This is a genomic window from Vibrio toranzoniae (genome assembly GCF_024347655.1).
Taxonomy (GTDB): Bacteria; Pseudomonadota; Gammaproteobacteria; order Enterobacterales; family Vibrionaceae; genus Vibrio; species Vibrio toranzoniae.
In genome coordinates, this window is sequence record NZ_AP025514.1 from 1,724,395 (window position 1) to 1,750,571 (window position 26,177).

Annotated in this window: 24 protein-coding genes; 13 read left to right on the forward strand and 11 right to left on the reverse strand. The window is 43.4% G+C overall.

All coding sequences use genetic code 11. The features are described from left to right. Positions 1-37 precede the first annotated feature (37 nt). The 5 genes from OCU50_RS07575 to OCU50_RS07595 all read right to left on the reverse strand — a co-directional run bounded on the left by OCU50_RS07575 (position 38) and on the right by OCU50_RS07595 (position 3,801). Positions 38-655 carry a histidine phosphatase family protein gene (locus tag OCU50_RS07575; RefSeq protein WP_060467819.1) on the reverse strand — a complete coding sequence of 206 codons (618 nt, stop codon included), beginning with the start codon at positions 653-655 and terminating at the stop codon, positions 38-40. Positions 656-681: 26 nt separating this feature from the next. Then, entirely contained in the window at positions 682-1,257 is a 576-nt protein-coding gene (cobU, locus tag OCU50_RS07580; protein WP_060467820.1) for a bifunctional adenosylcobinamide kinase/adenosylcobinamide-phosphate guanylyltransferase, read from the reverse strand. 22 nt (positions 1,258-1,279) lie between these two features. After that, positions 1,280-2,089, reverse strand: a complete 810-nt coding sequence (locus OCU50_RS07585) for an adenosylcobinamide-GDP ribazoletransferase (protein WP_060467821.1) — start codon at positions 2,087-2,089, stop codon at positions 1,280-1,282. Then, complete coding sequence (cobT, locus tag OCU50_RS07590) at positions 2,089-3,117, reverse strand: nicotinate-nucleotide--dimethylbenzimidazole phosphoribosyltransferase (protein WP_060467822.1); 1,029 nt, start codon at positions 3,115-3,117, stop codon at positions 2,089-2,091. Before cobT ends, OCU50_RS07585 begins: the two co-directional genes overlap by 1 nt. Positions 3,118-3,189: 72 nt before the next feature. After that, positions 3,190-3,801 (reverse strand): flavin reductase family protein, encoded by a 612-nt coding sequence (locus OCU50_RS07595; protein ID WP_060467823.1) that lies wholly within the window; start codon positions 3,799-3,801, stop codon positions 3,190-3,192. A gap of 442 nt (positions 3,802-4,243) precedes the next feature. On the opposite strand from OCU50_RS07595, the gene OCU50_RS07600 reads away from it, so the two are divergent. Both OCU50_RS07600 and OCU50_RS07605 read left to right on the forward strand, forming a co-directional pair. Further along, positions 4,244-4,939: an NAD(P)H-binding protein gene (locus OCU50_RS07600; protein WP_060467824.1), complete on the forward strand. Its 696-nt coding sequence runs from the start codon at positions 4,244-4,246 to the stop codon at positions 4,937-4,939. Between the two features lie 183 nt (positions 4,940-5,122). Continuing rightward, entirely contained in the window at positions 5,123-6,496 is a 1,374-nt protein-coding gene (locus OCU50_RS07605; protein WP_060467825.1) for an L-cystine transporter, read from the forward strand. Between the two features lie 317 nt (positions 6,497-6,813). On the opposite strand, the gene OCU50_RS07610 is transcribed toward OCU50_RS07605, so the two are convergent. Next, on the reverse strand, positions 6,814-7,335 hold the full coding sequence (locus OCU50_RS07610) for a DUF2058 domain-containing protein (RefSeq protein WP_060467826.1): 522 nt from the start codon (positions 7,333-7,335) through the stop codon (positions 6,814-6,816). Positions 7,336-7,700: 365 nt separating this feature from the next. On the opposite strand from OCU50_RS07610, the gene OCU50_RS07615 reads away from it, so the two are divergent. After that, positions 7,701-9,035, forward strand: coding sequence for a sphingomyelin phosphodiesterase (locus OCU50_RS07615; protein WP_060467827.1), 1,335 nt, complete (start codon positions 7,701-7,703; stop codon positions 9,033-9,035). Positions 9,036-9,074: 39 nt separating this feature from the next. Next, complete coding sequence (locus OCU50_RS07620; RefSeq protein ID WP_060467828.1) at positions 9,075-10,025, forward strand: hypothetical protein; 951 nt, start codon at positions 9,075-9,077, stop codon at positions 10,023-10,025. A 4-nt stretch (positions 10,026-10,029) separates the two neighbouring features. On the opposite strand, the gene OCU50_RS07625 is transcribed toward OCU50_RS07620, so the two are convergent. Then, on the reverse strand, positions 10,030-11,064 hold the full coding sequence (locus tag OCU50_RS07625) for an AraC family transcriptional regulator (RefSeq protein ID WP_060467829.1): 1,035 nt from the start codon (positions 11,062-11,064) through the stop codon (positions 10,030-10,032). Between the two features lie 147 nt (positions 11,065-11,211). On the opposite strand from OCU50_RS07625, the gene OCU50_RS07630 reads away from it, so the two are divergent. From OCU50_RS07630 to purT, 7 genes are all read left to right on the forward strand, one after another. Continuing rightward, entirely contained in the window at positions 11,212-12,225 is a 1,014-nt protein-coding gene (locus OCU50_RS07630; RefSeq protein ID WP_060467830.1) for a DUF2804 domain-containing protein, read from the forward strand. Positions 12,226-12,279: 54 nt separating this feature from the next. Continuing rightward, the gene (locus OCU50_RS07635; protein ID WP_060467831.1) at positions 12,280-13,128 is read left to right on the forward strand and encodes a sterol desaturase family protein; all 849 of its coding nucleotides are present in this window, start codon (positions 12,280-12,282) and stop codon (positions 13,126-13,128) included. Between the two features lie 207 nt (positions 13,129-13,335). Then, positions 13,336-14,760, forward strand: a complete 1,425-nt coding sequence (sbcB, locus tag OCU50_RS07640; protein WP_060467832.1) for an exodeoxyribonuclease I — start codon at positions 13,336-13,338, stop codon at positions 14,758-14,760. Between the two features lie 25 nt (positions 14,761-14,785). Beyond that, positions 14,786-15,157, forward strand: a complete 372-nt coding sequence (locus tag OCU50_RS07645) for a CidA/LrgA family protein (RefSeq protein ID WP_017057447.1) — start codon at positions 14,786-14,788, stop codon at positions 15,155-15,157. Positions 15,158-15,159: 2 nt separating this feature from the next. After that, positions 15,160-15,837 (forward strand): LrgB family protein, encoded by a 678-nt coding sequence (locus OCU50_RS07650; RefSeq protein ID WP_046224077.1) that lies wholly within the window; start codon positions 15,160-15,162, stop codon positions 15,835-15,837. A 316-nt stretch (positions 15,838-16,153) separates the two neighbouring features. Continuing rightward, positions 16,154-17,041 (forward strand): cytidine deaminase, encoded by an 888-nt coding sequence (gene cdd, locus OCU50_RS07655; RefSeq protein WP_060467833.1) that lies wholly within the window; start codon positions 16,154-16,156, stop codon positions 17,039-17,041. A gap of 167 nt (positions 17,042-17,208) precedes the next feature. Next, entirely contained in the window at positions 17,209-18,384 is a 1,176-nt protein-coding gene (gene purT, locus OCU50_RS07660) for a formate-dependent phosphoribosylglycinamide formyltransferase (RefSeq protein ID WP_060467834.1), read from the forward strand. A gap of 129 nt (positions 18,385-18,513) precedes the next feature. On the opposite strand, the gene OCU50_RS07665 is transcribed toward purT, so the two are convergent. Then, positions 18,514-19,167, reverse strand: a complete 654-nt coding sequence (locus OCU50_RS07665; RefSeq protein ID WP_017057451.1) for a thiopurine S-methyltransferase — start codon at positions 19,165-19,167, stop codon at positions 18,514-18,516. Positions 19,168-19,491: 324 nt separating this feature from the next. Here OCU50_RS07665 and OCU50_RS07670 point away from each other — a divergent pair, with 324 nt between their 5' ends. Then, positions 19,492-20,268, forward strand: a complete 777-nt coding sequence (locus OCU50_RS07670) for a RelA/SpoT domain-containing protein (RefSeq protein WP_060467835.1) — start codon at positions 19,492-19,494, stop codon at positions 20,266-20,268. Positions 20,269-20,380: 112 nt separating this feature from the next. Here the strand turns inward: OCU50_RS07670 and ihfA are convergent, their stop codons facing one another. Then, on the reverse strand, positions 20,381-20,677 hold the full coding sequence (gene ihfA / locus OCU50_RS07675; protein ID WP_004734853.1) for an integration host factor subunit alpha: 297 nt from the start codon (positions 20,675-20,677) through the stop codon (positions 20,381-20,383). Positions 20,678-21,480: 803 nt separating this feature from the next. Between ihfA and cqsA the strand changes: the two genes are divergently transcribed. After that, on the forward strand, positions 21,481-22,662 hold the full coding sequence (gene cqsA, locus OCU50_RS07680) for an alpha-hydroxyketone-type quorum-sensing autoinducer synthase (RefSeq protein WP_060467836.1): 1,182 nt from the start codon (positions 21,481-21,483) through the stop codon (positions 22,660-22,662). Positions 22,663-22,805: 143 nt separating this feature from the next. On the opposite strand, the gene OCU50_RS07685 is transcribed toward cqsA, so the two are convergent. Together OCU50_RS07685 and OCU50_RS07690 are read right to left on the reverse strand one after the other, a co-directional pair. Then, positions 22,806-24,854 (reverse strand): hybrid sensor histidine kinase/response regulator, encoded by a 2,049-nt coding sequence (locus OCU50_RS07685; protein ID WP_060467837.1) that lies wholly within the window; start codon positions 24,852-24,854, stop codon positions 22,806-22,808. Positions 24,855-25,279: 425 nt separating this feature from the next. Next, positions 25,280-26,164 (reverse strand): Vmh family MBL fold metallo-hydrolase, encoded by an 885-nt coding sequence (locus OCU50_RS07690; RefSeq protein ID WP_060467838.1) that lies wholly within the window; start codon positions 26,162-26,164, stop codon positions 25,280-25,282. Between the last annotated feature and the right edge of the window lie 13 nt (positions 26,165-26,177).

The following is a 26,177-nucleotide window of genomic DNA, read 5'->3' on the forward strand; positions in this document are numbered from 1 at the left end:
TATTAAAAAATTGATATCACTGTGTATTTTTGATTGCTTACAGAACAGGCAGCCCTATCGCTTTAACGCTGATAAAGCTTTGTGCAAACTGAGTGACTTGAATATGGGTAATTGAGGCATTCTCAATCGATAATTTCGAGTACAAACTTGGATTTTTCCAATCAATATCAAGGCAGTGCGCTAGCAGAACTCGAATCACACCACCATGAGTAATCAACAATAAATTATCACTTGGATCGCTAAAAAGTTGCGCCCAAGCTTGAGTTACTCTGTCGTGGAAGCTCTGTAAACTTTCGGCACCAGTCAGTTGATGGTTTGCAGGGTCTTGCCAAAACGTTTCTAGCATCAACCATTTATCTTTAATCTCATCAAATGCGACACCATCAACCTCCCCGAAATTCATTTCTTGAAAGCCTGATGCCGTCGACAGAGGTACAGACATGCGCTGTGCATACAGGTTTGCTAGATCACTGCATCGTCTTAATGGCGAGGTAACCACACCATCAAAAGAGACATCGTGTTGCACCAAGGCTTCACAAATCTGCTGTTGAAGGTTTGGGTTAACCAATACGTCAGATACACCGTTCAGAGCCGTTTTACCTTCTACTTTTCCATGCCTCAGCAAGTAGATATTTTTGGTTGTTCCATTTTCCATGTGTGTACCTAAACTTAGGAATGAGTCTAACAATTCGACGATTTCAAGATCAATGGCAACCCTGCGGCGACCAATGTGACTCGTTCAACCACGCGAGCTAATGCTTGGTTCATGCGCCCCGCATTATCAACAAACAAGCGCGATACTTTTCCTAGCGGAACCACACCAAGCCCAACTTCGTTAGACACGATGATAATTTGCGCCGGACTTTGCCCTACGACTTGCACCAAGTCTTCGACCATTACTTCAACCTGTTGATTGGTTGCGTCATCGCCCAATTCAAAGATGATGTTGTTAAGCCATAGTGTTAAGCAATCAATCAGCACCACATCACCTTGATTAAATGACAGCAGTTTCGTGGCTAATTCGACAGGCACTTCATGCTCAGTCCACTGTTCACTACGGCGATCTTTATGATGAGCGATGCGTTCTCGCATTTCATCGTCTAGATAGGTGGCAGTCGCTATGTAATGCAAACGCCCATTTGAACATCCAGTCAGGGCACTTAACGCTTGTTGCTCTGCATAACTCGATTTACCAGAACGAGCGCCACCTAAAACAAGATGGTGATTAAGCTGATGATCTTGATTATTCGTTGTCATAGTTCGCCCTTAAAGCTTCGAGTCAGCATAGGAATCCGTTATAAAAAGCAGCGGTAAATACAACGTAAATCATCAACTCCATCAATTGTTGAGCCGCACCCAAACAGTCACCAGTAAAGCCGCCAATTCGTGCCATTAGCCACTTTTTGAAGCTCACTCTAAACAAACAAGCAATCACAGCTAAAACAAACGTAAACGCCAACCCAAACCACAAGCTTGGCAACAGACCAACCAAAATAAGGAAAACAAGTTCGCCCTTGGTTTGTTTGTTGGCCAGTGGCTTACTTTTACTGGTATCTAGATCGCTCACATAAGGCATGTCATAAATCAGTGATGCGGCAATCGCGCGGCTAAAGGTGTAGCTCGTGACGATCACCATAAACAGCCCGGTCATGCTGACAAGCTCATTCAATAGCACCCATTTTCCAAACAGAGCCATGACGAGAGCAGATGCGCCGTATGTACCAATGCGACTGTCTTTCATAATGGTCAATCGGCGTTCCAACGTCATGCCGCCACCAATGCCATCCGCCATATCGGTTAAACCATCTTCATGGAACGCACCGGTAAGCATCAAGCTAAAACTCATCATCAAGAAGATGGCCACTGCACTCGGCAGTATGGCATCGAGTAGCAAAAACACACCGCCACACAGAACACCGAGTAACAAACCAACCGTTGAAAAGTAACGCCCAGAACGGTTCATTCGCTCCGATGAATAGGGTGTATTCTTCGGCATTGGCAAACGAGAAAAGAAGCCCATTGCCAATGAAAACAGTTGCCATTGATAAACAGCGCGATCTTTCAATGATCTTTCTGGTGCATCACTCATTAAACAGTGACTCCTGCACTTTCGAAGCTCGCCATGTTGTTATAGAACTCGGCTGCCGCACGAATAATTGGCATAGCTAGAGCTGCACCCGTGCCCTCGCCCAATCTCAATCCAAGATCGAGCAGCGGTTCAGCGTCTAGCAGCTCTAATAAGATTTTGTGCCCGGACTCTTCAGAGCGATGTGCAAAGATCATGTAGTCACGGCAATTCGGTTCAATTAAGGTCGCGACATACGCAGCGACTGACACAATAAAACCATCGACCAATACTGGAATTCTGTTTTGATAAGCGCCAAGGAAAGCACCGACCATTTGCACTATTTCGTAACCACCGACTTGAGCTAAAATCGATTTAGGATCGAGTCCTTTGCAGCGAGCAACACCTTGCTCAACCACGGCCACTTTGCGGGTAAGCTGTTGGTTGTTGATACCGGTACCTAATCCAACACATTCAACCGCAGTCCGGTTTGTTAGCGCACTTAAAATCGCTGAAGCGCTGCTTGTGTTGCCGATACCCATTTCACCAAACATGATGACATTCGAACCGTTCGAAATAGTTTTGGAAACAAGCTGAGCGCCGAGTTCTATGCCTCGTTCCACCGCTTCTAAGCTCATCGCCGCTTCATTAGCAAAGTTATTGGTTCGAGTACCCAAACGCTGGGATATCAGCATCGGGCTCTCAGATTCGACTGGTAACAAAATTCCTGTGTCGACCACCTTAATATCGATATCATTCACTGCACAAAAACAGTTAATCGCCGCGCCGCCGTTTAAGAAATTCAACACCATCTGCTGTGTAACTGCACTTGGAGCAATACTCACGCCTTCATCAGCAATACCATGATCGCCTGCAAAAATGATGATGCTCGGCTTATTCAATTCGATGTGTTCAACCGCAGACTCTTGACCCTGACTTTGAATTAGAGCCAGTTGATGAGCGACCTTTTCCAGTAAACCAAGAGCGCCTATCGGCTTAGTTTTTTGGTCAATGCGATGTTGGATGTGCTGTGAGTATTTTGTATCTAGCATAAAATTAGTGGCACTTAGGTTAAGGTATGAGGTTTAGCGCTCTTATTCGGCTGAAGCTAAAATAGATAACGCTTACTTAGGACGAGCGACAGAGAACACATTGGATAGCGTGGCGTATTCACCCCCACCCAATCGAGATAAAGGATCCAATGCTAGTGCATCAATCTTCAAGCGATCGCTCTCTTTATCGATCACACCTTCAGAGATATACACCAGTTCAACCTGAGCAAAGATAAGGCTTTGCGGTACTTCACCGACTTCTTTAACTTCATACAATGTGCAACCAAAAGCCACAGCGCACTGCTTCAATCTAGGTAAAGAAAAGCCTTCAAACTCAACCAACTCGATATTATTCGCGGTTACTTCAGACTCACCATGATCGAGCGTGGCTGCCGTGGCCGTCATTACTTCGGCAGAACTTGATGAAGCGATATGTATGACCAACTTGCCCGTTTCAAGGGCATTTCGAGTGGTGTCTTTGATTTCTCCCGACGGCTTTTTACCAACCGACAACATAAGTAATGGCGGGTTACTTGAAACAGGCGTGAAATAAGAGAAAGGCGCTAAGTTGAACGCTTGATCAGAAGATTCCGTCAATGCCCATGCAATAGGCCTAGGCACAACAGTCTGTGTCATTAGATGGTAGATCTGAGTAGGAGCAAGAGTATCAAGTTTTAGGTTCATAGCTCATCCTTGGTCTATGTGGAATATGAGTCAGTTTACGTGTTAAGCAACCCGGTATCTATGGTTATGTAACAGAAACGCAGAGAGTGTTCTTAATTTAAACAGTTCAGCTTCTTTTCTGAACAAAACAATCATAAAACATAAAATTCATACCAACTAACCGCAAATCTCAATCACTTACCTTTGTCACTTTTATCTCTGATACAAACAGCTCGCATGAATCATAATATCTCTATTAATAAGCACTCTATAAATAAACTCGAGATTAATAAAAGCTCACACCTTAACTCCCGGCAGTCTTTTGGCTTTCTATCTCACCACATTTTTTAAAATCTGGTTTACTTATTAAGCAACCTTCAAAAACTATCTTTAAATTTTATTCGCTTAAAATTAAAACACTGTTTATATTAAACAAGCACTTGCAAGCAGGTTAAGGATAGCTATGAGCATTTCTGGAGACAAAACATCGGTCGTTGTAGCTGGCGCTACAGGGCTAATCGGCCGTCATGTAATGAGCTTGCTCATCGATGAACCCGCGGTTGACCATATCTATGCCTTATCCCGAAGAGCATTAGATTCACAGTATAACTCCGACAAACTTCACACACTCATTCACAGTGATCTGCAAGTCACGAGTTGGGACGATACCAAAGCAACGCCTAATCTCGGGGTTATCTGCTTAGGTACAACCAAGAAAAAGGCAGGTTCAAAAGAAGCACTACGCAAAGTCGATGTTGAACTTGTCAGCCAAGTAGCCCAATCCATGAAGTTTCTCGGCGTCCAACGAGTTGCAGTGGTGTCAAGTTACGGCGCGTCGCCAGATTCTTATTCACATTACCTTCGCTGCAAAGGGCAAATGGAGCAAAACCTAAAACGTATCGGTTTCAAACAACTTTTTATAGCGCGCCCGGGGCCACTGATTGGTGATAGAGATGAACCAAGGGCCGATGAAAAACTCCTACACAGTGTCTTTCCTCTGCTGTTGCCATTGATGTTTGGCAAATTCAAAAACCTTCGCCCGATTCAATCAAAAGATGTGGCACAAACCATGTTGTTCCGATTATTCGATAATAACTTCCAAAATGTCGAAATTTATTCTTCAAGTGACATGCTCAATTTATTAGCAAAATATCGCTAAAAAGCTCATCTATTAATCACAATGTTGGATATCCATGCTCCCTAATGTGTGGATATTACTTATCGTTCTAATAAATTACTTTTCCTTATTTTACGTTTTGTTACAGAACGTTATCTTACCCTGCAGTATTCGCGCTAATACCTTAGCGCTCTATTAATTTGAAGTTATTCATAAGGAAATTAAATGTCATTCCCAGCTATCGCTGCCCTAGCGATATTCATTGGTATTCTCTTCTTTCTATATGGACAGCAGAAAAAAGAAAACACTCTTTCTCGACTTGTTTTACTCGGCTTAGTTTTTGGTAGTGTATTCGGCTTAGGCCTACAGCTGTTATTTGGTGAAGGTAACCCTATCATCAAAGAGACGTTAGACTGGGTAAATATTGTTGGTCGTGGCTACGTTGGCCTACTAAAAATGGTGATCATGCCGTTAGTATTGGTATCAATGATTGCCGCTGTTGTGAAGCTTGAAAAAGGCGGTTCACTCGGTAAAATTTCTAGCATCACAATTTCAGTATTGTTAGCAACAACTGCGATTTCTGCAATCGTTGGTATCGCAGTGACTCAAGCATTTGGGCTTTCAGCGGAAGGCTTGACTGAAGGTGCTCGTGAAACTGCACGTATTGCAACATTAGAAAGTCGCATTGGCAGTGTAGCTGATCTGACGATTCCACAAATGCTGGTTAGTTTCATTCCAACAAATCCATTTGCAGACTTAACGGGCGCTCGATCTACTTCTATTATCGCGGTAGTTATCTTTGGTGTGCTAACCGGTATTGCAGCACGTAAAGTGATGGCAGAGAAAGAAGAGCTAGAATCACCAATCCGTACATTTGTTGAAGCGGCTCAGTCTATCGTTATGCGTTTAGTTAAGATGATCATGGCGCTAACGCCTTACGGCATCGCAGCGTTAATGGCGAAGGTTGTTGCAACGTCTAGCGCGTCTGACATTCTAAGCCTACTAGGTTTCATCGTAGCGTCTTACGTAGCGATCCTATTGATGTTCGTGGTTCACGGCGTGTTAGTTTCTTTTGTTGGTGTCAACCCGAAAGAGTACTTCCAAAAAATTTGGCCTGTACTGACTTTTGCTTTCACATCGCGTAGCTCTGCTGCATCGATCCCACTGAACGTAGAAGCTCAAATTACTAAGCTAAACGTACCACCAGCGATTGCAAACCTATCTGCGTCTTTTGGTGCAACGATTGGTCAGAATGGCTGTGCAGGCATCTACCCTGCAATGCTAGCAGTCATGGTTGCGCCAACAGTCGGCATCAACCCAATGGATATCAACTTCATTCTGTCTCTGGTTGCGATTATCACAGTAAGCTCATTCGGTATTGCCGGTGTGGGCGGCGGTGCTACTTTCGCGGCACTTATCGTACTGCCAGCGATGGGCCTTCCGGTAACTATCGCAGCATTGCTTATCTCTATCGAACCACTTATCGATATGGCACGTACGGCACTTAACGTTTCAGGTGCGATGACGGCAGGTACCATTACAAGTCGTCTATTGGGTAAGAAAGACAAAAAACAGGATTTAGAACAAGCGAGCGCTTAATAAATGACTGTCTGACTCTCCACTCTGAAACAGAATAAATAAAAAGACCGATGTTCGTACATCGGTTTTTTATTTCCCCCTACTGCTTAGTAAGCATAATTTCCTACCTAGTTCACTAAACGGCTCATCAACGACAATATTAGACTTACCCTTGAAACAAATTTGCGAACAGTGCTCAAATGGTTACGAACAACAAAGGTTTCTTCTGGTTGATTAATACCAACAAAAAATGCAGCGACAACCTAAGGTTGTTCGCTGCATTTTACTGTACTTTCTTCTTTACTATAGCGGCTCTTGACGAAAGCTATGTAAAAGAACTACCACATTAGATCATCAGGGATAACGAAGTCTTTATACGGGTCATCTTCGTCCACTTCATCAGAGCTTGCTGCTTGAGTATCAACAATAGATTCTTCATCACGCATCGCAATCTTGTTCGCTACCGATGTGGGAATCACAACATAACTTTCGCCTTGACGAGCAATACTCAGGATACCTTTACTTAGTTGCTTTTGAGTCAGCTCTTCTACGTATAAGTATTTGACCAAAGTACCGTCAGTGAAGTTGTATTTGATATCACCATCTTTTTGTTCGATCTTGTTCATCTCAATCAGTTGCTTTACCTGAGCTTTAATCTCTTTGCTCAGTTGCTGTTCTTTCAACTGTTGGTTTAACTCTTTGTCTTTCGTTTGCTGCGCCAGTTTCGTTTCTTCTGCTGCCGCTTTTGCTTCACGAGCTTGAACGCGAGATTTTTTAGAGCCTTTCTTCGCCTTCTTTAATTTTTTCTCATTTACCAAGCCAGCTTTAAGCATCTGTTCTTGGAGTGTTAACTTTGCCATGACTTTCCCAGTTAAGGATTAAAAACGGCACTATCATACCTGTTTTTATGGTTTCTGTTTACTGAACAATCGCAAAATATACGCCTATCACTCACACACTTCTATATCGCAGTCCAAACCTCATCATACATACACCGTCTAGCTCAAGACCGCCGCTCATTGATCATACGAATAGCACATGGTAAACAACGAACCATAGACACATATCTACATCTGATTACCATACTCAGTTTCAACCAATAAACTTAACAAACAGAAGTTTGGCATATCTCTCATATTTGAACAAACACCTAGAGTTATCACTCCAATGTCATAAGTTTTGACTACGTTATTCTAAACATCAATCAGTAAGGATAACGTAACACATGAAAACTCAATGGACTTGGTTAGCTGCACTAATGGCATCAACATCAATCGCCTCGACGTCCGCGATGGCAGATACAGACGTATACCTCACCAACAACACCAATCAAATCATGACCATTCAAGCTCGTCACAGTGGTACAGACTTACTTGAGCTCGGTAACGAGTGGCAGCAGCATGTCGAACAAATAGGGCCTTGGGAGACCAAAAAATTGATCAGTTTCAATCGTTGGACTGGCGTAAAATCTGGGGAAACGTATGAGTTTGACACTGTGGTTTCAAATTCCATTGGGGAAACAGTCACACTGAATCAAACCATGGAGGGGCATTGGTATAACTCATCATTACAACATGGTTTGAGTGCGGCCGACATTGGTTTAGCACTGCACGATGACCGCGACATTCACCGTCGTTCGACCGATGCTTTTTACGAAAACACAGAACTGGCGCTCAAAGCTGACTCAACCGCCCGCTACGATGATATTTACTACACCATCACCCCACAGAAAGTGGACGAACAGCCAGAGCCAGACGCCAACACGCTGAAAGTCATGACCTACAATATTTGGGCCCTGCCCGCTATCGCTTCCCATATTGGGGACCGTTACGATCTCATCCCCCAATACGTTAAAGGCTATGACGTGTTGGCGCTTCAAGAAGTCTTTGCCAACGGACGAGGCGAGTTTTTGCGTGAACTCGCGAAAGAGTATCCTTATCAAACCAAAATGCTCGACAAAGATGGTATCAACATCTATGACGGTGGCGTGATTATCGTTAGCCGCTATCCAATTGTTAATGAAGCACAATACGTTTTCCCGGATTGCACGGGAACGGATTGTTTCGCGGATAAAGGCGTAAATTACGCTGAGGTCATTAAGAACGGTCAGGCCTACCATGTGTTTGGCACTCATACTGCTTCGTTCGATACGGACACAGCTCGTGATTACCGACAGCGCCAGTTTAGACAGATGCGAGAGCTTGCACAATCACTGGAGATACCAACATCAGAAACGGTGATTTACAGCGGTGATTTCAACGTGAACAAGCTTAAGTTCCCTAGCGACTACCAACAGATGTTCGCTAACCTGCAAGCCGTTGAGCCAGAATATTCAGGTTATACCGCTTCAACCTTTGATCCTCGCATTAATAACTTTGCTGGCGAGCCAATGTCTGGCGGGGAGAATGTTGAATACTTGGATTACGTGGTGGTGAGTTCAGAGTACGGACAAAAAGCTCACAACAATAACCGCGTTGATATTCCTCGCTCGACCAGCAGTGAATTATGGAAGCACTACAACCTTTCAGATCACTTCCCTGTTAGTGCTGTCATCAAGTAACGCGGTGAACAAATAATGCATCGAGTTATATTAATCCTAATGCTCGTCGTTGTGACGAGCATTGTTGGCTATTCATGGTCATCAAAATCGATTGAAACACCGCAACCTTCTGTCCAACACACAGAAGCAAAACAGTACGTTTCTAAAGCGACTGATGACAATCGTCCCATATCCAATACAACAGGCCATTCAAACAATTCGGTCTCGCGAGGTAAACAAATCCAAGCGAAAAAATCACACGAAAAAGCGTATGCAGAGAACTTAACTGAACTTAAAGGTAAGGCGCTGGTGAATCAACTCGATGAATTTTGGAAACTTTGCCAACAAGCTGATAACTGCACTGAACAACTCGCCCAGTTGAAATCTGACTTACCAGAAAAATGGCTGAAGTTATTGAGTGACTACCCGCAACTTTCTGCCGACTGGCAAGTAGCAGAAAGCGCGATTCAACTCGAATCCATCGACTCTCTGGAAGAGCGTGTTGATCTGTTTAAGCAGTCTGCAGAACAGGTTTGGGGAGAGCTAGCCCACCAGATATTTGCTGATCAATTTACGCATTTGGACTTTACGCTCAGTGCAAGCACACTTAAGGAAGTTGAAGCGACTGATTTTATGTTGCACTACCAAAAGCTGATCGCTGAATGGGAGAATGAAACAGAAACATTAAACGTAGAGACTCCGTCTCAAAAATACGAACTTGCTGTCTCCTTGCTACCAAACAGCTACAGCTCTAGCGAGTTAGCGACTATCAAGTCAAAACTTCAAGAGACATATTTAGATGAGGCACAAGCCGATAATATTGCCGTGCGCGAACAGCAAATGGCGCAACAACACCAGGCTGTGAGGGCTTATCACGAGCAGCTTGATCAGCTCAAAGCGACCTTAGACTCTCAACGCTCATCAAATTATGCAACTTGGACTCAACAAGAATGGGACAGTTACTATCAACAGCAAGTCACCAATTTCCGGGAGCAGTTTTTTAGTAAGTAACGCTTTAACTTAAACCGTCACGAAACTGCGTGGGCGTTTTGTGCAGCCAGCCTTTAAACGCCCTTCTGAAGTTTGCAGGATCACTATAACCGAGCCTTTCACCGATATCGTCGATGCTCATGGTTGTACCGAGCAGTAGTTCTTTGGCTAACTCAACTCGAACTTCGGTAAGTAAGCCTTGATAGCTCGAACCATGATTTGTCAACTCTCGCCTTAAAGTGCGGGAACTACAGCCAAACTCATCCGCGAGTTGTTCAATATTTGGGAAGTTGCCTGCGGTTTGATAGAAGATCGTTTTGATCTGACTCGTCAGCAGGTGCTTTGAATCGAGAGTTTCTACTATCGACTGACAAGAAGCGAGATAGCGTTTGAGCGTTGTGGTATCACGCGTGGCTAATGTTTTTGATAGAACCGAAGCGCCGAAGCGCAGTTCGCAAAAATTGTCTCCAAAAACCACCGGACATTGAAAACGCTCTTCATAAAGCTTGGCGTAACTTGGCTGTTCATAAGGGAAAGAGAGTGTTTGAATGGCTAATTGGTCTCCCGTTAACTCCTTGAACAATGAAACAATCGAACTAAGGAAATACTCGTTACAGAATGGAAGTAGCTCTCCTACCTCCAAGGTGTTTTCAATTTGAATTACCGCGTGTTCAGTATCAACAATCAGCTTAACCGAGAATATAGGCCCATTTAATCGCAGGTATTTAAAGCCAGACTTAATAGCTTCGCCTACGTTGTGACTGGTCGACAATGCATAACCCAACACACCAAAATGGCTCAAGCTGGCATGTTCTCCCAACCATAAACCCAAACCATCATGTGGAAAGCTTTGGCTAGCCACACTGAAGATAGACAGTTTATCCGCGTAAGTCAGCTTCCCATTTGGGTTTTGCCAATCTAGGCTTTCTAACCCAGCACTAGCAAGCAGCGTGTCAATGTCGGCACCTCTTTGCGCTAGTGTATTCAGCAACAACGCAACATCCAATGTGCCTAATTGGTGGCGATGCTCCGTTGGCATGTATTCAGCGATAATTTCCAATTGTCCCTCCTTATCAGAACGTGCGCATCACTAATGTGCCGTGGCAAAGTCGTGATTCACCGCAATTTTTGTCCGAATATGACCTCCAAATTTTACGTTACTCGTCGCACAATGCTGTTAATTGTTAAATTTATGTGAACCATCGCAATGATAAAAACGAATCCAGCCCCACACAGTTTGATTGATTTTAATGGTCAGCCGACAATTGGACATTTTGATGGTATCCCTAAACAACTGAATATCGATAACTTTGACTACCGAAATACAATGGATGCAAAAGCAACCCCTTGGCAGAAGCACTTCCATTACAAGCAATTTCAATTTGTAAGCATTGTTACCGAGACACACATCATCGGTGTTGCTATTGCAGATATTCGCTACTTGGGCTCAGCATTTTGTTATCTGTACGATATCGAAAATAACCACCTAGAAGAGTGCTCTTGGTTAAGGCCGTTAGGGTTTGATAAACAGGTGGCTACTTCGCCATTTGACGGTACAACGTCCATTGCAAACCAACGCATCACCTTTGATATTGCAGGAGGACAATGGAAAGTTCGCTTGAGTACCAAGCACATCAAGGCCGATATCACTTTAGAACCTGAGACGAATAGCTTACCCATAGCGATGTGTAGCCCAACGGGTTACTCGGGTTGGACCTACACCCAAAAGCATAACGCGTTAAAAGTAACGGGCAGCCTTGAGATTAACCAACAACCTATTTCCCTAGAGCAAGCTCGTGCTGGCTATGATTTCTCTGCGGGATACATGAGGCGCGAAACCAGTTGGCGGTGGGCGAGCATCAACACACAATCCAATAATACCGACATTGGCCTCAACCTCGCAGCAGGTGTCAATGAAACTGGAGGATGCGAAAACGTATTGTGGGTGAATGGAACCAGACATCTGCTTAACTCAGTACAGTTTACGTTCAATCGCCAATATGCGGATTTACCTTGGCAGATAACATCACAAGATGGACGCATTAACCTGACCTTTACGCCCCTTAATAACCGCAGCGAAAAGCTCAACTTATGGCTGCTCAAAAGTAACTTCCGCCAGTTTATCGGTCACTTTTCTGGCTCAATTAAAGACAGCGACGGTATAACCCATGAGATCGACAGTGTAATCGGCCTAACGGAAGATCATTTTGCTCGCTGGTAGAAGCAACACTCCAGCTCTGATTCTCAAACACGAGTATACGAATAGGACCCAGAAATGAATTTCGACGCATTGAACAATCACCCGGAATGGCTACTGCTAGTATTAGCCCCTCTATTCGGAATCTGTATGCTGGCCGAGTATTTTATTGGTCAGAAGCAAGGTCAATTACCAGACAATTCGAGTTACAAGCTATCGGAAGTCATGTGTAACTTCACGTTAGCAGGCATGCATCAGCTATCCGATTTGTTAACCGGGTTGCTGATCGTTCAGCTCTATCTTTGGCTATTTGGTTGGCGCTTAATGGATATTGAAATGGGAGTGTTGAGTTTCGTTGTATTGATGGTTCTACAAGACTTTTTTTACTACTGGTTTCACAGAGCAAGCCATCGAGTTCGCTGGATGTGGGCTGCACACGTAGCGCACCACAGTTCAGAACGCATGAATTTCAGTACCGCATTTCGTCAGAGTTTAATGTACCCAATCGCGGGAATGTGGTTATTTTGGGTGCCACTAGTCATCATAGGTTTTGATCCTAAATGGGTGGTGTTTGTGGTGCTGCTTAACCTTGGACTGCAGTTCTTTGTGCATACCCAGTGGATACGAAGCTTAGGCCCGATGGAACATCTCTTCAACACGCCATCACATCACCGGGTTCATCACGGCAGAAACCCGCAATACATCGATAAGAACTATGCTGGCGTGCTTATTATCTGGGACAAATTATTTGGTACGTTTGAGCCGGAAGTTGAAACGGTTCGTTACGGCGTCACCAAACCGATAGAGAGTTTCAACCCCATAACGGTGACCTTTCAAGAATGGAAAGCCATATTCAAAGATTTGAGGAACCGAGAGTTAACCATGAAACAGAAAGTCAAATTGATACTCTCCCCTCCGTCGGATTAAACGAACAATAGACAGATTGTGTTGACTAAGAAACGGTCTCAACGGAACTCAAAAGCATACCCACGCGACTCGATTGAAGAGTAAAGCACCGTTTTCCGGCAATTTATTTGTGATCTGGGTTGCACGCGTACCACATCCTGTCAGATACTGAGCAAAACTAACCTTTAGCCACAGTAAACGGCCCCCGCTTGCTGTTCAGGAAATTCAATGAGTTCAGATAATCAGCCAACCTACTTCTTTTTCGATTACGAAACATGGGGCGTGAGCCCGGCAAAAGACCGTCCAAGTCAGTTTGCGGGTGTTCGTACCGACCAAGATTTCAATGTTATCGGAGAGCCTTTGGTTATCTATTGCCAGCCTCCTGCTGATTATTTGCCTGCACCTGAGGCCGCATTGATCACTGGTATCACGCCACAAAAAGCAATGACTCAAGGCCTACCTGAACCTGAGTTTATCGCTAAGATTCATGCCGAACTTGCTAAGCCAAACACCACAAGCCTTGGCTACAACAGCATCCGATTCGATGACGAAGTAACGAGATACACCTGTTACCGTAACTTCATTGATCCGTATGCATGGAGTTGGCAAAACGGTAACTCACGCTGGGATCTACTCGACGTAATGCGCGCCGTACATGCACTTCGCCCTGAAGGTATTGTTTGGCCAGAGAATGACGAAGGCTTCCCAAGTTTCAAACTGGAACACCTCTCTGTGGCAAATGGCATTGAACACGAAAACGCGCACGATGCGATGGCCGATGTTATCGCGACTATCGAATTAGCGAAAAAGCTGAAAGCCGCACAACCTAAGATGTTTGATTACCTCTACAACATGCGCCACAAACGTAAATTGAACGAGTTAGTCGACATCGTAAACATGACACCTCTAATGCACGTATCAGGTATGTTCGGCCGTGATTGTAATTACACCAGCTGGATTGTGCCTATGGCTTGGCACCCAACCAACCAAAATGCCGTTATAGTGGTGGATTTAGCAAAAGATCCAACACCTTTACTTGACCTAGATTCAGAAGCTTTACGTGACAGGCTCTATACTAAGCGCACTGAACTTGCTGAAGACGAGTTACCAGTACCAATCAAATTGGTTCATTTAAACAAGTGCCCTATTCTTGCGCCAGCAAAAACGCTGACCGCAGAAAACGCGGAAACTATTGGTATCGACCGTCAGCAATGTTTGAAAAACTTGGCACTGTTACGCGAACATCCAGAAATCCGTGAAAAATTGATTGGTTTGTACTCACACGAAAGAGAGTACAAGAAGAGTGACGATGTCGACACTCACCTTTACGATGGTTTCTTCTCACCAGCCGATAAAACAGCGATGAACATCATTCGTGAAACAGACCCAAACAACTTGGCGGCTTTAGATATTACTTTTAGTGACGAACGAATTAAGCCTTTGTTGTTCCGTTATCGCGCTCGCCACTTTCCATGGACGCTCGACGAATCTGAACAATTGAAATGGGCGAACCATTGTCGTGAGTTCTATGAGAGCCACTTAGAAGAGTACATGCTGAATCTAGAAAATCTCGCGCACAAGCATGAAAGTGACGAGAAGAAAATGGCGATCTTAAAGGCGGTTTATCAGTACGTTGAAAAGTTAGCTAGCTAATTCCATTATCAAGAGACATGACACTTTGAAAGAAAGATTGATCCAACTGGTTTACTGCTTAATCTCCTTCACCTTAATCATAGGTGCTCTCACAGCAGGAAATGCATTACAGCAATTTTTGGAAACCTCAATTCCCGGTAGTATTTTTGGCATGTTGATTCTGTTTTCCGCTATGGTGATTGGTATTGTCCCTCCACACTGGGTACAGCCCGGTGCCAGCTTGATTATTCGTTTGATGATCTTGTTGTTCGTTCCAATCAGTGTTGGGTTAATGGATCACTTCGAATTGCTTATCGCCAATGCACTGCCAATCATGGCCAGTGCCGTTGGTGGAACGCTCATAGTCTTGGTTTCGTTATCTTGGTTCTTAGACCGCTTACTTTCGAGAGGTAAATAGTCATGTGGATTCTACTGACTATTGTGGTATTTCTGTTTGCTCGTTGGGTAAGCCAAAAAGTGAACTCTCCGCTGTGTAATCCTTTGTTAATCAGCATTGGCATCATTATCCCAGTTCTAATGTTCTTCAAAGTCCCCTTTGAAGCCTATTACGCAGACAACACTTGGATTACTTACATGCTTCAACCTGCGGTTGTTGCACTTGCTTACCCTTTGTATGAACAGTTACCTCAAATCAGAGCTAACTGGCGTATTATTACCTTTGCCTGCACATTGGGCAGTGTGATGTCGATGACTACAACCGCATTAATTGCTGTGGCTTTCAAAGCGGATTTAAGCTTGATTGCGAGTTTATTGGGTAAATCAGTCACCACACCTATCGCGATGGAAGTATCGAGCCATTTAGGTGGTGAAGCAGCCATTGCGGCAATTTTGGTATTGATTGTCGGCCTATTCGGGGCGATTTTTGCTTACCCTATTTACAACCTGATTGGCATTAAGAGCCCAGTTGCCAGAGGTTTAACCATGGGTACGGTTTCTCACGCGTTGGGCACCGCGACTTGTGCAGAAAAGAACCAAGAAGATGCCGCATTCAGTTCATTGGCATTAGTACTTTGCGGGGTTATCACTTCAATCATTGCCCCTAGCGTGTTTTCCGTCGTGGTTTGGCTCTATTCTTAACTAGCCAGATGACAAGATACGAGCAATAAGCCTCCACCAAACAACACTTGCAAGCTCTTTTAATCGCTTACAAGTGTTTTCAAAACCAAATCAGCCCAAGCAGGACTCTGTTTATTTCAGAGTCTGTTTGGGCTTCTTATTTTTGACAATAAATGCGATATCACGTGTTGTTTTCAATCTTGCAATCGATTTCATTTGTGACCTCACTCTAATTATGCAAGGCAATGTAACAATGGAATTTAAATGGTGACAATAATCACAGAAATATCCTGAACATTGCATAAAATTAAAGTCTAAGGTCAATTAAGGATTCAACATGAACAGTCGTATTACCCTGGCGCTGGAAAGTGCTCCCTCTTCAATTAAAGTACTTTTAAGCGACATCGTATTAGCAGACAACTTTGACGCAACATTCTCTCCAGAACAATTTGCCAGCCTACTACAAGCAAGTGGATTAGCGGATGACGAACTGCGTATTGCGTTGCTTCCTTTTGCTGCAGCCTATGCTTACGTACCGCTCTCAAACTTCTATGTTGGTGCAATCGTGCGTGGTTTGTCTGGTACTTTGTATTTTGGTGCAAACCTTGAAATCGCCGGAGCTCAACTTGGCCAAACCGTACACGCTGAGCAATCTGCGATCAGCCATGCTTGGATGAAAGGTGAAGAAGGTATCTCGGATATCACAATCAACTTCAGCCCTTGTGGACACTGCCGACAATTCATGAACGAACTGACGACAGCAAAAGAGCTCAAAGTTCAGCTTCCACAACGTGATGAAATGTCACTGCAAGAATACCTGCCAGATTCATTCGGTCCAGCAGATCTAGGCATCACAACGGGATTAATGGCTAAACTGAATCATGAATATCAGTCAGATGAAACGACCCCGCTTGTCGTCCGTGCCTTAGAAGCGTTAAACCGCAGCCACGCACCTTACACGAAGAACCTAAGTGGTGTTTCACTACAACTGACAACGGGTGAGATGTTCACCGGTGCTTACGCAGAAAACGCGGCATTCAACCCAAGTCTACCGCCGCTACAAGTAGCCTTGGTTCAACTTAAGATGGCTGGCTTCGATTTCGAACAAATTGAAAACGCTGCCTTAGTTGAGATTGCTGATGGTAGCATCAGTCACCTAGCCGATACTCAGTCTACGTTAGAAGCAATTAACCCCGATATTCCAGTGACTTACTTAGCAATCTAAGTACATCTGGTTAACATTATTTTAAATAAGCAGCCCTACTTTTCGGAGCTGCTTTTTTTATGCCTGTAATGAACGGAACAACCAAAGCAAACGTTTGCTTTTGTCATGCAAATCAGTATGATCACCCCGTTTTCAATCAATCGTTCATAAGGTCGGAAGGAATTTCTATGTTTGGTACTGCTACTCGTGAAAATGCTACTCGTGTACTTCTATTAGGTTCAGGTGAACTCGGCAAAGAAGTTGCTATCGAGTGCCAACGTTTAGGTTTGGAAGTTATTGCATGTGACCGTTACGCTGATGCACCCGCAATGCAAATTGCACATCGTAGCCATGTATTAGACATGTTAGATGGCGATGCACTGCAAGCAGTCATTGAACTCGAAAAACCAGATTATGTGGTTCCAGAAATAGAAGCTATTGCCACCAGCAAATTGGTAGAGCTAGAAGCACAAGGCTTGAATGTTGTTCCAACGGCTAATGCGACGAAACTGACAATGAACCGAGAAGGTATCCGTCGTCTTGCAGCTGAAGAGCTAAAACTGAGCACTTCACCTTACCGCTTTGCAGACACCTTCGAAGACTTCGCCGCTGCTGTTGAATTCGTGGGTATGCCTTGCGTTGTTAAGCCTGTAATGAGTTCTTCAGGCAAAGGCCAAAGCATTATCAGAACTGAAGAAGACATCCAGAAATCTTGGGACTACGCACAAGAAGGTGGTCGTACTGGCGCAGGTCGTGTGATTGTTGAAGGCTTCATCGACTTTGATTATGAGATCACTCTGTTAACCGTTCGCGCTGTTGATGGTGTTCACTTCTGTGCGCCTATCGGTCACCGCCAAGAAGACGGTGATTACCGTGAATCATGGCAACCACAAGTGATGTCAGACAATGCCTTGAAAGCGGCGCAATACACGGCAGAACAAGTGGTTAACGCACTAGGTGGTCACGGTATATTTGGTGTTGAACTGTTCGTTAAAGGCGATCATGTGATCTTCAATGAAGTCTCCCCTCGCCCACACGATACTGGCTTGGTGACTTTGATGTCTCAAGACTCATCAGAGTTTGCATTGCACGTTCGTGCCTTTACTGGTATGCCGATCAAATCAATTACTCAGTATGGTCCTTGTGCCTCTGCGGTAATCCTTGGCCAAGGCACCTCAACGAATATCCGCTTTGAAGGCCTTGCAGAAGCACTAGACACACCACAAACGCAAGTTCGTCTGTTTGGTAAACCTGACATTGATGGTCGTCGTCGTCTTGGTGTGGCGTTAACTCGTCGTAACAGCACAGAAGCAGCAATCGAAGATGCCATTAAAAGCGCTGCTAAAGTAAAAGTGATTTATTAACCCGCTATTCAATTCTGAACAATCACGAGTTAAAATCTGAACAATAAAAAAGACGGGCTATCGAGCCTGTCTTTTTGTTGGTGTTATCTTTTTATTTGAGCGCTCTTTTCGCTTGAAAGCCCATTGAAATTAAGCATCTGACTCAATCAAATACACTTCTTCACAGAAGCGAGACAAACCTTTCTTCGCAATCTTAGGATGTTCATCATCTGCGATGTCCTGATTCAACAATGTGATCTTATAACCTGCAAACAACTGATCGATTTCTAGCTTAGGCACGCTAAACGGAGGCCCTGCCATCTCGTTTTGATCATAATCCAGAGTCACCAGAAGAATCTTACCACCTGGCTTCAGTAGTTGTTTCAAACGCTCTACATACTGCACTCGCATCTCAGCAGGCAGAGCCACTAAAGAAGCGCGGTCATAAATAATGTCGACAGGCTGAATTGGCGCTGTGAAGTAATCACCCGTGTAAACACTCAGTTCGTCGAACTGGTAGAGCTCATGCTGGCCATTAATTTGAGTCACAGTCGGTGTGTAAAAATGCTCTGAGAAAAATGCGCGAACCGCGATCTGGCTTAATTCAACCCCTTGAACCTCTTCATGCTTAGACGCTAACCAGATCAGATCTTCGCTTTTACCACAAAGTGGAACAAACACACTCTTCTCGTAATTAGGGTTAGTTTTTTCCCAAAACTCAATCAGAAGTGGATTTACATCTTCAAGGTGGAAACCAATTTGGTTGGCTGCCCATTTATTGTGCCAAAATTCAGGATTATTCATCTTTCGTTCATGTTAAACAGTCATACTGCAAGAGTACAGTATAGAGAAGTAAGAGCAACCTTCGCTTGGTTTAAAATTACCAGTTAGACTCGCTAAAAATTAAACACTGACTGAGTTCAACATTCTTAAACAGAAGGGGCAAATGCTTGAATTATTTGTCTATATGTTCACATTTTAAAGCAATATTAAACGTTAGAGTTGGTTTCTACCTTAACTAGCCCCATTTAATACATAGTGAGTTTAGTTAGGCTGTTTTCACTCTTATGCGTTACTGGTTACCCCTTTAGACTATCCGTTTTTGTAACCTTGTATTTTGGAGTTTGAATGAGTGTATTTCTCCGTACGACGGCCCTAATGCTTCTAGTATTGAGCCGAGCGCCTGCATTCGCAGCAGCACCTGTTTCAACGAGTTCAACTGATCAATCGCGCACACCTGCGCAAAACCAAGTTTCATCTAACGTATTCCGCCATAGCCTAAGTGGCCTATACGGCATTAAAGCATTCGACTCACGTCCGACTCAGCCTTACACTGACTTCGACATTCTTTACAGCAAAGCTCATCAAGCACAAGCTGAGCTAGAAACTATCTGTAAAAGTACTGCCCTACTTACTAATTCAGAAGCCCTATTCGCAGGCGTTAAATCTCAATCTCGCGCCCAAGAAAAGATTGACTTTGAGCTTGATGGCGATGTAACAAGAATTACCGACCTAGCTCGTGCAACGATCATTGCAAACGACGTAGAGAGTTTGGTTGAAGTGTACGAATCACTAAGCCGTGAAGCGGACGTAGTGAAATTGAAAAACAAGTTTAAGTCTCCTGCTGATTCTGGCTACCGTGACCTTAACCTGTTAGTTCGTTTGCCTAAAACCAACATCATTGCTGAAGTTCAGCTTCACTTAAAAGCAATTGCTGATGTGAAAAGCGGTCCTGAGCATGAACTATATGAAATCATCCAAGGTATTGAGCGTCACGCGATTGCAGAAAAACGCCCGATCAATGACATCGAAGCAGCACAAATCAATAACTTGAGACGCCAGTCTCTGGAGCTTTACCAACAAGCATGGCAACCGTATATCACAACTCACATCAAAGCGGCATAACGCGTCTACAACTGTAATCTAATAGATACTAATAAGGGCTGAAGTCACAGCCCTTTATTTTCTCTTTGTTCTAGATACAAAAAGACCACGCTTGGCGTGGTCTATTGCTTGGCTACTTTTCGATTTTAATATTCTCGACTCGGGCCTTTAGTTTTTGTCCCGGTCTAAAAGTAACAACACGTCGAGCAGAAATTGGAATGTCTTCACCAGTTTTCGGGTTACGACCTGGTCGCTCGTTTTTTTCGCGAAGATCAAAATTACCAAAACCAGACAGTTTTACCTGTTCGCCATTTTCAAGTGCTTTACGAACTTCCTCGAAAAACACTTCAACCGTTTCCTTGGCATCCCGCTTGCTGTATCCGAGTGTTTCAAACAGGTTCTCAGCCAAATCGGCCTTCGTGAGTGCCATAAAACTTTCCTCAAAGCTGTGTTATACATTGCTACCATCACCAGTAGCGCCAAAGCATTTACCCTATTCAATCAAAGAGATAAGGTCATTTACAAGGAAAGTGTATGCCAAGCTTCTGATTTTCGCCAACTTTTTTATTTGAACAATTGATTTATTCTTTCTAATCAGAAAGATAACCCACTTCGAAACTCACACATATAGCTAAAAACACGCTACTCCCGACAAACAAAATAGCACTTAAACCTACAAAAAGATAATATGGCAGAATTTAATACTTTAGTTTTCTAAATGTTAATATCTGAGACTTTTATCGTATATCCAATTAAATCAGCCACTTGATTTGATATCAAACTCAACAAAGCACAGTAAACAATCACCATTCAATATGAGATTAGTATCATCTCAGTATTTTATTCGTTCAACAATCTAGAACTTTACAACCATTGCTTACGTATCAGTATTAGTTATTCGATCGAAGGGCAAGTAAAGCAGTAATTAGACGACTTAATCGGAATTCCCCATCAATGTGTAAACTGAATTTTTGATTTCATGCCCTTTGCTTATGACTATTAAGTCACCAAGTTGTTCATCGCTTTTTGTCATAAAAACACTGGCTATTATGCTCATTACAACGAGCGTAGTTCCCCGGGACTGTAAGGAAAAACACTTACCTTAAAACCCTGAAATGCTGAGTTTGCAAGGGGGCGCTAAATTATGCAACTTGGCCAATGACAGCTCATTTATTTTTTCTAAGTATATACCCGTCAGCGCTGGCGTTTTCCTGTATTCGAAGAGAACTTATTATGAGTGATAAATTTGAAAATAAACCCTTACCTTCCTTTATCGAAGAACGCTTGAACTTTTATGTTCAAGACCTCATTACCCCAAACAAAAACCAAAGGCACTTGGTATTAGGGAAACGCCCCAAGTCGAACGCCGTGGTTATGCAGAGTAATGACTACCTATCACTATCGCATAACGTGAACATCCAAACAGCACATAGGGATGCGATCTCAAAGCACGATGATAATGTAGTGATGTCTGCCATATTTTTGCAAGATGAACAATCTAAGCCAGCGTTTGAAACCGAACTCGCAGACTATGTTGGGATGGAAAGCTGTTTGCTGTCCCAGTCTGGTTGGGCTGCGAATATTGGGCTGTTGCAAACTATCTGCCCACCTAATACTCCGGTGTATATCGATTTCTTTGCACACATGTCCCTATGGGAAGGAATTCGTGCTGCTGGAGCTCATGCTTACCCGTTTATGCACAACAACATGAATCACCTGCGTAAACAGATCCAACGTAATGGATCAGGCGTGATTGTGGTCGACTCTGTTTATAGCACCATTGGCACTATTGCCCCACTACGCGACATCTACGAAATGGCGCAAGAGTTTGACTGTGCTTTGGTCGTTGATGAGTCGCACTCGTTAGGTACTCATGGTAAAAATGGGGCGGGTTTGGTTCAAGCTTTAGGGCTGACCAACAAAGTGGATTTCATTACCGTGAGTTTAGCCAAGACATTCGCTTATCGTGCCGGTGCTATTCTTGGACCTAAACGGCTATCAGAGACCCTTCCATTTGTCGCTTACCCCGCGATTTTCAGCTCTACCGTGCTGCCACAAGAAGTCATTCGCTTAGAAAAAACGTTAGAGGTAATCAAAAACTCTGATGATAAGCGAGACACCTTATTCAAACGAGTCAAAACGCTCACAACAGGCCTAAAACAAATAGGCTTTAACATTCGTAGCGAGTCACAAATCGTGGCCTTAGAATGCGGTAGCGAAAGAAACACGGAGCATGTGCGTGACTTCCTCGAAGAACGGAATGTGTTTGGTGCTGTATTTTGTCGCCCTGCAACGGGAAAAAACAAGAACATCATCCGATTCTCAGTGAATGCTGACATGACTTCGCAAGATATAGACCATGTTCTCAGGGTGTGCGATGAGGCATTTAACCACCCTGAATTAGAGTTCATTTAATAATACCGTTCATGTAATCAATTAAGACGATTGAACGAAACACACTCTATCATATCGCAATATAAAAGAGCCCAGCATTTAGCTGAGCTCTTTCTTGTCGCCTGTTATGTATGAAAAACAGCAAACAGCCTTGTAACGATAAACTAAATCCAATGTGCAATTTTATCGAATAATCGGTTCTTGTCCGCCGGCTTAACAATAAAATCAGACATGCCTGAAAGATCCATCTTCTCCAGAGTGACAGGAGAGCTATCCCCCGTATGCGCAATAATAGGTACAGATGAGAACGCTTTGTTTGCACTTCGGATACGACGAGAGGCTTCAACACCATCCATAATTGGCATCTCGATGTCCATCAGAATTAAATCGATATGATCAGTATCCAAAGCATCTAGTGCCTGCTGACCATTTTCTTTCTGAATAACATCAAAGCCTTGTTTTTCCAGCAGCATAGCGGTAAAACGACGTAAGGATTCATTGTCATCGACGACCATAATTGTACGCTTGTTAGTCGTGTTTAACGGTTTCACGGACGTGGTAGTTATCGCATAACTGGAGTCAAACAGCAGGCGATCAACTGTCGTTTGGGTATTCAAAAGCCACACTTGAGTTTCAACCCAAATAGGTTCAAAAGATACATTGTGGACACGTTTTAGCGGGGAATGTTCATACAAATAGACGATTCGAGATTCCGTGAATGACAGTAAAGATTCCATTCTCTCCAGGCAATTCGCTTTTAGATCTAAGCTCTCTATATCAACAAAGATCAGATCGAACTCAAATTGGTACTCTTTTCTGTTGAGTGTTGAGGCAACGTCTAGAACCGTTAATTCAAACCCCATAGTGCGGGCTAATTCCCTAACTTTAGCAGTGAGTATGTTTTGTTCACTCACCATCAACACATTCTTTAATTTTGTCAGCTCACTCTTGATCTCTTTTACTGCATTCGAAGTAAGCTGCGGGAAAGTCATTGTAAACTGTGTCCACTCATTGATTTCAGACTGGCATTTTATTTCGCCACCAAATGACTTCATGACCTTTTGGCAAAATGGCAATCCCAAGCCATAGCTTCCCGATTTACCCGTCGTATAGAAGTCTTGGAATATGCGTCGAATAACATCACTTGAAATACCAGAACCGTTATCGGAAACCACTATTTGATTAGCGATATCATCACTTTGTATAGAAACATGAATATGGAAGTCTTCTGGGCTACGGTGATGGAACGCATTTTTTAACAAATTGTACATCACATACTTCAATAAAGTATCACTGCCTAAGAAACTGAACTCCCCCTGTATGTCCAGAGATATTGCTTGCCTATCTGACGCACGTTTATAATTAAAACTATCTATCGCATCACCGACCACCGTTTTAGCCGAATGCTTTTTAAAGGTAGAACGAGATACACGGTTTTCATCAATTGAGGTCAGCAACAGATCAATGGTTTCGTTGCCTGAATGAATGATATTCATCGCCTCATCACTCACTTCTCGTAGCTGTCTCACTTCTTCATCGCTCAGAACATATTGCCCTTGGTGATGACCAGCTTTTGGATTCGGCAATATAGACTGCATGACATCAATTGAGGTCAATAGGCCACTAAGAGGATTTCTCATCTCGTGTGCAATACCTGCACCAAACGACTTAGCCAAAGACACCTTCGCTTCATGCTCTAGCTGATTACGGAAATAGAATAAATTACCAAACAAGTAAATGAACAAAAAGATAGGCACGTGCGTCCAGTTCATTGTGAGTTCAAGATAAAAGCCCTGCGCCGCCCATGCACCTATTGTAGCAATGCTGATTCCAGCAAAGGTCTGCGCGAACATAACCCTCGTTACATGCACTAGTAAAATATGAAGAAATATAGCGGACATGAACGACATAACCCAAACATTGGACCAATTGTTCATTAACAACATGAAGAAAAAGAAGCACGGTAGACAGAGTGTGATTGCCACTTGATAATAGACTGGAAGATATTTCCTCCACTCACACGGGATGTGATTACGATAAATGATCCCGAAGAACAATACAGAGCATAACAAGCGCAACGTTAAGTTTTCATAAGGTTGGGGGAACAGAAACTCCCAAACAATATAATAGATTGGGAAGCCGACAAAACCCATCCAACCAACGAGGGAAAGGTTTGGTTCTGCATACTGATAAACTTTACGAATAGCGTTCATACGAAATTATTTGCACTCTAAGCCCTGACATTGACTAATTATATGGTTGTTTTTATATGGTCCTTATTGAGTATATTATACATCATTCATGATCAGTGAGGTTTCAATCATATAAGTAATAAGACTTTGTACTCGGTTAAGCATATTTGGCTCGCAAATATACATGATTTACCCGTTAGGAACACTCACTGACAAAGAACTTAATATCGTCAATTGACACATATATAGCCCAAACACATACACGCTACCCGTCATGCCAACTCTTATGCAACGACTATTTCATGATTGGCACTACCATCTATCAACTCAACCGTCGTCGCTCCAGTTTTGACTACATGATCAAATACAAAACCGCACGCTCAGGAAACAAAAAATGCCCCTAAATAGGAGCACTTATGTTACTTACTGTATCAATAAAATTTATTTTAATGCCACTGCATCTCGCCGCTAAGAACCTTAGCACCAAGCTCAAGATCACCTTCAGTTGTCGAAAACTGCGGGTAAGCCTTCTTCATATAACGACTGATATCACCGGATGTTGGGTTGTTTTTACTTTCCAGAGCCTTTTCAATGTCAGCCACGTAATCAATCGTAAATTGAACACCGTTAACGCCTGATGGCATCTTACCAAGGTAATGACCTGGAATCACAACCTCTGGTTCAAGTACCTTCATTCGTTCTAAAGATTGTGACCATTGATGACGAATCTCTTTCGACTGCGTGTCTGCCATCCATACATGCACTCCGCTATATACCGAAACCCCACCAAACACCGTTTTTTCCGACGGCACCCATAGGTAAGCTTGATGCGTGTTTATTTCTTTCACTTCGATGGTTTCGCCTTCAATACTAATCGTTGTGTCGTTTAATACTGTCGGAACAATCACTTTAGAGGGTGAGTTTTCACCTAAGATTGGGCCCCAATATTCTAGTTTCGCATCTTTAGTTCGTTTGATATGCGCAACTACCGCCTCACTGGCAACGACATCAACACCTGGGAATGCATCCATCAGAGGCTCTAAACCAAAGTAAAAGTCTGGGTCACCACTGCTGATGTAAATCATCGACAATTCTTTACCCGTTGCTTCGATCTGTTCCACCAACTTCTGTCCATCTGCGACGCTAAATTGAGCATCGAACAGAACCACTTCCTTTTCACCAGAGACAAGTACTGAGCTTGCTGGGAATATCGCATTTTCACCCGGATTATAGTGAGTGATGTTTAAATCAGCAGCAGAAGCAAAACTCGATACTGCCGTTGTTGCTAAAAATAGTGCAGTTGTTGAAAAAACGTTTGATGACTTGTTCATTACTTTATTCCGT

Excerpts from the sequence above, each read along its gene's own strand:
- OCU50_RS07575 (WP_060467819.1), bottom strand. The coding sequence starts at position 655 with ATGGAAAATGGAACAACCAAAAATATCTACTTGCTGAGGCATGGAAAA.
- cobU (WP_060467820.1), bottom strand. The coding sequence starts at position 1,257 with ATGACAACGAATAATCAAGATCATCAGCTTAATCACCATCTTGTTTTA.
- OCU50_RS07585 (WP_060467821.1), bottom strand. The coding sequence starts at position 2,089 with ATGAGTGATGCACCAGAAAGATCATTGAAAGATCGCGCTGTTTATCAA.
- cobT (WP_060467822.1), bottom strand. The coding sequence starts at position 3,117 with ATGCTAGATACAAAATACTCACAGCACATCCAACATCGCATTGACCAA.
- OCU50_RS07595 (WP_060467823.1), bottom strand. The coding sequence starts at position 3,801 with ATGAACCTAAAACTTGATACTCTTGCTCCTACTCAGATCTACCATCTA.
- OCU50_RS07600 (WP_060467824.1), top strand. The coding sequence starts at position 4,244 with ATGAGCATTTCTGGAGACAAAACATCGGTCGTTGTAGCTGGCGCTACA.
- OCU50_RS07605 (WP_060467825.1), top strand. The coding sequence starts at position 5,123 with ATGTCATTCCCAGCTATCGCTGCCCTAGCGATATTCATTGGTATTCTC.
- OCU50_RS07610 (WP_060467826.1), bottom strand. The coding sequence starts at position 7,335 with ATGGCAAAGTTAACACTCCAAGAACAGATGCTTAAAGCTGGCTTGGTA.
- OCU50_RS07615 (WP_060467827.1), top strand. The coding sequence starts at position 7,701 with ATGAAAACTCAATGGACTTGGTTAGCTGCACTAATGGCATCAACATCA.
- OCU50_RS07620 (WP_060467828.1), top strand. The coding sequence starts at position 9,075 with ATGCTCGTCGTTGTGACGAGCATTGTTGGCTATTCATGGTCATCAAAA.
- OCU50_RS07630 (WP_060467830.1), top strand. The coding sequence starts at position 11,212 with ATGATAAAAACGAATCCAGCCCCACACAGTTTGATTGATTTTAATGGT.
- OCU50_RS07635 (WP_060467831.1), top strand. The coding sequence starts at position 12,280 with ATGAATTTCGACGCATTGAACAATCACCCGGAATGGCTACTGCTAGTA.
- sbcB (WP_060467832.1), top strand. The coding sequence starts at position 13,336 with ATGAGTTCAGATAATCAGCCAACCTACTTCTTTTTCGATTACGAAACA.
- OCU50_RS07650 (WP_046224077.1), top strand. The coding sequence starts at position 15,160 with ATGTGGATTCTACTGACTATTGTGGTATTTCTGTTTGCTCGTTGGGTA.
- cdd (WP_060467833.1), top strand. The coding sequence starts at position 16,154 with ATGAACAGTCGTATTACCCTGGCGCTGGAAAGTGCTCCCTCTTCAATT.
- purT (WP_060467834.1), top strand. The coding sequence starts at position 17,209 with ATGTTTGGTACTGCTACTCGTGAAAATGCTACTCGTGTACTTCTATTA.
- OCU50_RS07665 (WP_017057451.1), bottom strand. The coding sequence starts at position 19,167 with ATGAATAATCCTGAATTTTGGCACAATAAATGGGCAGCCAACCAAATT.
- OCU50_RS07670 (WP_060467835.1), top strand. The coding sequence starts at position 19,492 with ATGAGTGTATTTCTCCGTACGACGGCCCTAATGCTTCTAGTATTGAGC.
- ihfA (WP_004734853.1), bottom strand. The coding sequence starts at position 20,677 with ATGGCACTCACGAAGGCCGATTTGGCTGAGAACCTGTTTGAAACACTC.
- cqsA (WP_060467836.1), top strand. The coding sequence starts at position 21,481 with ATGAGTGATAAATTTGAAAATAAACCCTTACCTTCCTTTATCGAAGAA.
- OCU50_RS07685 (WP_060467837.1), bottom strand. The coding sequence starts at position 24,854 with ATGAACGCTATTCGTAAAGTTTATCAGTATGCAGAACCAAACCTTTCC.
- OCU50_RS07690 (WP_060467838.1), bottom strand. The coding sequence starts at position 26,164 with ATGAACAAGTCATCAAACGTTTTTTCAACAACTGCACTATTTTTAGCA.